The organism is Bacteroidota bacterium, from assembly GCA_034439655.1.
In the GTDB taxonomy this organism is placed as follows: domain Bacteria; phylum Bacteroidota; class Bacteroidia; order UKL13-3; family UKL13-3; genus CANJUD01.
The window spans coordinates 1-3510 of record JAWXAU010000014.1; the positions used below are offsets into that span (position 1 = coordinate 1).

5 protein-coding genes are annotated in these 3510 nt (G+C 38.1%); all 5 read right to left on the bottom strand.

The window, feature by feature from the left end:
- Positions 1-420: 420 nt before the first annotated feature.
- Positions 421-897: a TspO/MBR family protein gene (locus SGJ10_01025; GenBank protein ID MDZ4756705.1), complete on the bottom strand. Its 477-nt coding sequence runs from the start codon at positions 895-897 to the stop codon at positions 421-423.
- Between the two features lie 16 nt (positions 898-913).
- Positions 914-1684 (bottom strand): hypothetical protein, encoded by a 771-nt coding sequence (locus SGJ10_01030; GenBank protein ID MDZ4756706.1) that lies wholly within the window; start codon positions 1682-1684, stop codon positions 914-916.
- 51 nt (positions 1685-1735) lie between these two features.
- A complete protein-coding gene (locus SGJ10_01035; protein ID MDZ4756707.1) occupies positions 1736-2497 on the bottom strand; it encodes a DUF1295 domain-containing protein in 762 nt (253 codons plus the stop codon).
- Complete coding sequence (locus SGJ10_01040) at positions 2494-2892, bottom strand: DUF2177 family protein (protein ID MDZ4756708.1); 399 nt, start codon at positions 2890-2892, stop codon at positions 2494-2496. The genes SGJ10_01035 and SGJ10_01040 overlap by 4 nt, the downstream gene beginning before the upstream one ends.
- A 28-nt stretch (positions 2893-2920) precedes the next feature.
- A partial coding sequence (locus SGJ10_01045; GenBank protein ID MDZ4756709.1) for an aldehyde dehydrogenase family protein occupies positions 2921-3510 on the bottom strand: 590 nt, incomplete at its 5' end.

Genomic DNA, 3510 nt, shown 5'->3' on the forward strand with positions numbered 1-3510 from the left:
CATGAGCGATGAAAAAGAAAGCGGTCATGGTATGCTTAGTGAACCGCTGTATGCGTGACCCGCATGTACAGTGGTGTGAGAGCCTCTCCCCGTCAGCTAGCGCTGGCGGGGCGGGCTACTTGATTAAAGGCTGGCGTTTTTGTCTGTCGTTGTTGGTCTGTCCATTTGGTCTGTCGGTGGCGGTAACTCGGAAGCTCTTTTTAATTTTAAAAGTGGCTATGTGTGATTGAGAAAAAATAAAAATGTACTTGCAAATGCGTTGGTTGAATCAGTCTTTATGTGTCCAACTTTATTGTCTGGTTTAATAATATATTGTCCGTGAGGAAGGTCATAAATTAAAATAGTTGGGACTGTTTACATTCTTTTTTTTATTAAGTATTCCTGTTGGGCATTGTGTTTTATATAATTATTCATTTACATTTATCTATTCAAATACCAAATAGAAATATTAACCAGAGTAGCAAATGTTACCCAAATCAAATAAGGTATTTGAAGATATGATGCTACTGGATTAATCTTTTTGAAAATAATAATCATGTAAATAATCAAACCCCATATCAACAAAATGTCAACGACTGAAAGTATAATTAGATGGAAGGAGAAAAAAATTATGCTCCACCAGAAATTGAAGAACAACTGAACGCCAAAAATCATAAGTGCTTTTTGGCGGAGTTCTGTTTTAGGTGTGTTCCAAATTAAAAACATGGAAACTCCCATGAGAATATACAATGCTGTCCAAACAGGCCCAAACAAAAAACTTGGTGGGTTGAATAAAGGCTTGTTCAGCGTAGTGTACCATTCAGGTATTTCTTTTGCTGTAAATATTCCTGCAATTGAACCTAAGCCTATTGGAAGTATAAGTGATACTAATAATTTGAATAATTTTGCTTTGTTCATAATTAATATTTTTATACTAATTTGGTTTTAACTTGTTTTTAAAAGTATATGACACACCAACAGAAGCATAATGGATCAAAGCAAAGTTAAATACCTCATCGTTATCTGCTCCTCCTTCGAGAATTCGATATCCAAAACGGATCAAGAATTGTTCTGAAAATTTATATGTTCCGGCAAGCAGCACATCTTCTGCCCGCCCTTGTGGTGCTGCCAACGCATCGCCCTCAAAGAGGATACCAATTTTATCATTTATTTTCCAATTGAGCCTGAAATTAACGATTGGTACAAACCCTATATTTTTTTTTGAAGCAGCCAATCCCTGACTATTAAGCGCTATTTCGGCATCTCTTATTTTTGCCGTAAAACCAAAACCAAATTCAATTTTTGGTTTTTTAATAATATCATATCGGTATGTTATCCTGTATGAATTAAATTTATAGCTCGCATGCAGGTCGGTATTCGAAGGGAAGGTTACACCTTCAAAATCAATTTGCTTATTTGTTGATCCATTTGATTTCACAATTAAAGGAGCATATAGAAGAGATATATTATGCCTGGACTTTATTGTATATCCTGCTCTTATGCGAATAAAAGCATTTGGCTTGGCGTTCAAATCAGTTTTCAAAGAAAATAAAGTTCCTGCATCACCCGGAATTCGCACATTATTGTAACCTGTAAAAACACCACCAGACTCTATATCAATATTGGCTTGAGCATTGATGAATGATGTACTGCTAAAAAAACTAATTGCAAATAATGTTGCTGATAAAAGGAATTTATTTTCCATTAATGATAAATTATTTTTATTTAAAAGGAAGAAAACTCTGCTTTGAAGGGTTTATAATCTTTCAGGCAACGGAAAAAATATGCTTGTTTTCTTTTTGTAAGCTTCAAATTTTTCATTGCCTTCGTACCTGCGCTCGAGCATGGGCACACCCGACACATAGCGTAACAAATATGTAATCAATATAGGGCCTGCTACTGTGATCCAGCCACCGGGCATTGCCAACGCAAATAAAAAAATACCCCACCATTGCACCGCTTCGCCAAAGTAATTCGGGTGACGGGAATAGCGCCACAACCCGGTAGTAATAAACTTACCTTTGTTTGCAGGAATTTTTTTGAATTGCTTTAATTGATAATCACCTGCACTTTCAAAATAAAAGCCTATCAGCCAAAGGGACACACCTGCTACATCCAACCACTGAAAAGGCTCCGATACCGATATGTTGATGAAGAGTACCGGCCAGATGGTAACAAAAAGAAATACTCCCTGCAACATAAACACCTGCAAAAAACTGCGCAGATAAAAATACTTCCACTCTATGCGCCATTGGGCATATCTGAAATCTTCCGATTTACCATGGTTGCGCGCATGAATGTGCCACGCTAGCCGCAGTCCCCACACTGTAACAAGTGAATTCACCATTAATGCACGATCATTGCCTCCTGATAAATAAAAAACAAGCCAGGCAAGAAACACGAAGCCCAATCCCCAGGCAACATCGGCTACATCATTACGCTTTTTTATAAGGGCAATCGCATACCAAATCGCCATATAGGTAAACAAGGCTAATGCTATAATCAGATATAGGTTCATGCAACCCACCGCAAAACAATAAAATAAGTGATAACCGATACACTCGCAGCAAGCAGACTACCCCAAAGCATATCTACGATCACCACTGCCAACGGCCAATCTTTTAAGGTAGCAAGGTTAGTAAGGTCATACGTTGCATAGGTAATAAGCCCAAACAAAGCACCTGACCATAAAGCTCGAGTCCATTCATTTTTCTCGAGCGCAGGTGAAATTACAAACACCACCAATCCCACTAAAAACAAAAGATAAAATAGGATGGCAGCTGTCCAGTTTATTTCGGGTTTCATCAAAAAACCAATTTGGTTTTTATAGAAATTACGGGCAATCACAACCAACCAAACCATGTCAATGGCGAAGAACACAGGAACAGCAATCGCGTAAATTTTAAGGAACATATCGGTACTTTTTAATTTCTTGTTTTATTTAAAAAGGATCTGATAATTCGCTGACGCGGATTAGTTTTTTGTTTACAAATTCATCAATACCCAATTCGGAAAGTTCTCTTCCATAGCCCGAACGTTTGGTGCCGCCAAAAGGTAAATCAGCCTGCGTCCATGTTGGGTGATTAATGAAAACCATACCAGTATCAATCTGGTCTGCAACCCGTTTTCCTCTTTCAATATCTTGCGTGAATACGGAACCGCCTAAGCCGTAGGGTGAATCATTTGCTAATTCTATTGCACCCTGTTCATCTATCACCCTGAAAAATGTAGCAACCGGACCAAACAACTCTTCGTAGTAAACAGGATTATCCCGTTGCATATTAGTAATGATGGTAGGCTCCATAAAAGCACCTTCTCTCTTTAACCTTTTTCCACCTAATACAATTGTTGCACCGCCATCAACCGCATTTTGTACCTGCGTTGCTATTTGCTCCGCTGCTGCTTCACTACTCATCGGGCCTAATTGTGTGTTGGCATCCATAGGGTCACCCACTATTAATTGCGAAAGTTTAGTTTTAAATTTTTCTAAAAAAATATCTGCCACACTTTCCATCACAATAAATCTTTTAG